General features: G+C 35.7%; 7 protein-coding genes. All 7 read right to left on the minus strand.

Features of this window, described 5'->3' with window-relative positions:
* Positions 1 to 408, minus strand: a 408-nt coding sequence (locus BHECKSOX2_RS03565; RefSeq protein WP_139682500.1) for an aminotransferase class I/II-fold pyridoxal phosphate-dependent enzyme, incomplete at its 3' end; no start/stop codon positions are given.
* Complete coding sequence (locus BHECKSOX2_RS03570; protein ID WP_139682501.1) at positions 405 to 1442, minus strand: hypothetical protein; 1038 nt, start codon at positions 1440 to 1442, stop codon at positions 405 to 407. The genes BHECKSOX2_RS03570 and BHECKSOX2_RS03565, both read right to left, overlap by 4 nt.
* Positions 1439 to 2440 (minus strand): DNA cytosine methyltransferase, encoded by a 1002-nt coding sequence (locus tag BHECKSOX2_RS03575; protein WP_139682502.1) that lies wholly within the window; start codon positions 2438 to 2440, stop codon positions 1439 to 1441. Before BHECKSOX2_RS03575 ends, BHECKSOX2_RS03570 begins: the two co-directional genes overlap by 4 nt.
* 11 nt (positions 2441 to 2451) lie before the next feature.
* Positions 2452 to 2775 carry an FKBP-type peptidyl-prolyl cis-trans isomerase gene (locus BHECKSOX2_RS03580; protein ID WP_139682503.1) on the minus strand — a complete coding sequence of 108 codons (324 nt, stop codon included), beginning with the start codon at positions 2773 to 2775 and terminating at the stop codon, positions 2452 to 2454.
* A gap of 1 nt (position 2776) precedes the next feature.
* Entirely contained in the window at positions 2777 to 3016 is a 240-nt protein-coding gene (locus BHECKSOX2_RS03585; RefSeq protein WP_139682504.1) for a BrnA antitoxin family protein, read from the minus strand.
* Complete coding sequence (locus tag BHECKSOX2_RS03590) at positions 3003 to 3287, minus strand: BrnT family toxin (protein WP_139682505.1); 285 nt, start codon at positions 3285 to 3287, stop codon at positions 3003 to 3005. The genes BHECKSOX2_RS03585 and BHECKSOX2_RS03590 overlap by 14 nt, the downstream gene beginning before the upstream one ends.
* A gap of 31 nt (positions 3288 to 3318) precedes the next feature.
* A partial coding sequence (locus tag BHECKSOX2_RS03595; protein WP_139682506.1) for a DUF2797 domain-containing protein occupies positions 3319 to 3586 on the minus strand: 268 nt, incomplete at its 5' end.

Here is a 3586-nt window from a genome sequence, read left to right on the forward strand (position 1 = left end):
AATCACAAACCCATAGGGATGAATAGGGTAAGCAGGGTTGGGCACTAAAACCGTATCGCCACTACCAACAACCGCTTGTGCTAAATTTGCCAAACCCTCTTTTGAGCCAATGGTAACAATTGCCTCAGTTTCTGCATCAATATCGACATCAAAACGATTTTTGTACCAGTTTGAAATTGCGCGTCTTAAACGTGGAATACCACGAGAAGTGGAGTAACGATGTGTGTCGCTACGGCGTGCTGCTTCTACTAATTTCTCCACAATATGTTCAGGCGTTGGTTGGTCAGGGTTGCCCATGCCAAAGTCAATAATATCTTCGCCACGAGCTCTGGCTTCAACCTTTAGCTTATTCGTAATTGCAAAAATATATTCTGGCAATCTTCTTATTCGTGGGAAATCGTCATTCATAAGAGTAATTGTTTAATTATATTTAGTTGACTTTCGTTCAAACTGTTTTGACAGTGTAACAAACATTGTTGCTTCCACATATCGACTTTATTATTTATGGGCGTATCTATTTCCCAATAATAACTTATATCATCCTCTTGAATTTTATTGACATTTGCGATAATATTATTTAGTTCGCTAACAATGTATTTAAAAATTTGTGGAAACATAATACCTTGTATTTTAATCTGCCCACCAGCAGTAAAAGTATCTCTTAATGCATGGTTTACAACGCCAAATCTAGATACTAACCATGTTGATAGTCGCAGATATTTTTGTGGATCTTTACTTAATAAAATTGGGAAATGCGCTAACGCTAAAGTGCTTAGCTCGTCTTTTTGCTCAGAAGACAGGTTGCTCCAGTGTTTTATACCCAAGCCAATAGTGTCTTCATCATTGTCTATCCACCATAAGTCTTCACCTGCTTTCAATCTTTTTCTCATGAACCTTTTTATTGGTTCAAATGGATTGTTGAGTTTTTTTAGTTCGTTATATTCAATGCCAATTTTTTTAAATATAGACTCATGCTCCATAATGTTCATATCTATCAAATAGCGAGGAGAGTGGGTAATTGCAACATCATACAAGCGCTCTTCATATTTTTTACATTTAAATTCAATTGGGTTGGACAATTTTCCAAATAAAAGATGAATATTTTGTATATTATCTACTCTTGTTCCTTCAAAAATACTACTACCTGTCGTTTTCCATTTGTTGGATTTTGTAGTTTTAACTTCTAAGCCATAAGCTTTGTTTTTATTGACATAAGCTACAATATCGGGAAATTTTTGCCCTGATATTAATTCTATATTGCCTTCAAATATTGTATTTTTCGCATTATTTTTAACAAAACTGTAAGCATCTTTTTCAAAATCTACACCACCCCTGTTTAAGTAATATTCTGCTTGAGTATTGGACTCAATCTCTAACTGTGATACCGACCTAGAAAGTAACCGTGTAAAAGCTTCATAATCTTTATTGTGAGCGACAATCATAAATTAACCCTCGTTGCATAGTGATTTTCATTTTCTTTATTTATATTTTTATCAATGAAAATTTCTATAGCTCTTGCTAAATTCCAGGCAAAAACGGGGGGCACAGCATTGCCGATTTGTTTGTAGGCGCTTGAAGTAGATGGGTAAAAAAATAGGTCGTCTGGAAAAGACTGTATGCGTGCAGCCTCTCTGGCTGATAAGCGTCTTTTTTCATTCCAATGAAATTCAATATTACCATGGTGCTCTGCTCTCATTGTGGGTGCGGGGTTCTCTTTTTTAATTGCGTTGTTTCCCTGACCCTTGTTCTTTTTTGCTTTTGACCAAAAATGATTATCAACATCACCTTCGTTTTCACTTTCTAAATCGCCTATCGCTTGTTGTGCCGACATCCACTCAGTATTTTGATTTGACAGTATATCAAAGTTAAATTTTGGCAATATGTCTTTTCTTGTGCCAATAATAATCACTCTTTCCCTTTTTTGAGGAACGCCAAAATCTGCTGTTAATAAGAGTTTGTATGATACATGGTATCCTATTGTCTCGAAATTTTGCACAATTTGTTTTATTGCTGCACCATCATTGAGTGTTAACAGTCCTTTCACATTTTCAGCTAAAAAAACTTTTGGTTTTGTTTTTACAATGGTGTCGGACATTGCTTGATATAAGGTTCCTCTTTTGCTGTCAAAACCCCTTCTTTTTCCTGAATGACTAAAGTCTTGACAAGGAAAACCACCAAGCACAATATCGGATTTCAAGGGCATTGGATTATTGAATGTACCTGTATGATTGTTTGACAATATTTCTCTAATATCGCCACAAACTATTGGATGGTCAAAATAATTTTGGTATGTTTGGCAAGCATTTTTATCTATATCATTTGACCATATTATTTGAAAGTTGTTTTTTGAGAAATTTTTATCAAGAAAACGAAACCCCCCTTGAAAACCCAAATCAAGCCCCCCACAACCGCTAAACAAGGATAACACTTTATAACTCATCAAGCCTCATCTTATTTAATGCCTAATAGTTCAACATCAAAAATTATTGTCGCACTTGGTGGGATTGGGCCTGCGCCAAATTCCCCGTAAGCCAGTTTTGATGGAATAGTAAGTTTGCGCTTGCCGCCCACCAGCATACCTTCAACGCCCTTGTCCCAGCCAGAGATGACTTGTCCCGCTCCGAGTTTAAAGTCAAAAGGTTCGTTTCTATCAACACTTGAGTCAAATTTTTTGCCATTGGTCAGCCAGCCAGTATAGTGCATAGACACGAAGTCTCCAGCCTTGCAAGTTTTGCCTTCGCCAGTTTCGATATCTTCTATTTGTAATTCTGCCATTTTATTTTGTCGATGTTGGTGGTTGCATATGTTCACGCAATAGATTGTTAATCAGCGTTTGGTAAGCAATCTTTTTTTCGCTCGCCTCTTTTTTTAAAAAAATTAAAATATCGTTATCTAACCTCATGGAGGTAGGTATTTTTTTTGGCTGATAGAATCTGCCACGAACGCCACCAGTAAAATCATAATGTTCTGGTAATTCGTAATCATCATGCAACGCTCTTTCTTTAAGTGTTTTCATATATGCTCCTTTCTTGTTTATCAGATTGTCTAGCACTAATAATTCTAATAATTTCAGAACCATCTTCTGTGTAGAACAAATTTGCAACCACTAATAACTTGTGTTTGCTTGTTGTGCCGATTGTTACCCATCTTTCTTCAAAATAGTGAAACTTATGATCTAGTTTGGATACTTGTAAAGGGTCAAAAAAAACTTCTTTTGCCTCTTCAAAACTAATACCGTGTTTTGTCTGGTTTAGTTTATTTTTAGTTTCATCCCATTCAAATTCCATAGGTAAATACTACCTTATTGTAATGACATTGTCAATACTCAAGAGTTATATTGTATGAACTAAATTTTCTAATATTTAGCACGCCTGTGTCTAACAGCAAGTATTGCCCTTTAATGCCTTGTAACACACCGCTAATATCAGGTGTGTTATCAAAATTTAATGATACTATTTTGCTTGTATATTCTACCACAGGGTAGTGAATTTTTACAACTTCATTGTTTAACTCTATTGCGTCTAAATCCGCCATCATATCGGATACCTCTGGCAACAGTTGGTTTTTTGTTGCTACAAGGTCAACT

It is taken from the genome of thiotrophic endosymbiont of Bathymodiolus puteoserpentis (Logatchev), assembly GCF_900127505.1.
GTDB lineage: Bacteria > Pseudomonadota > Gammaproteobacteria > PS1 > Pseudothioglobaceae > Thiodubiliella.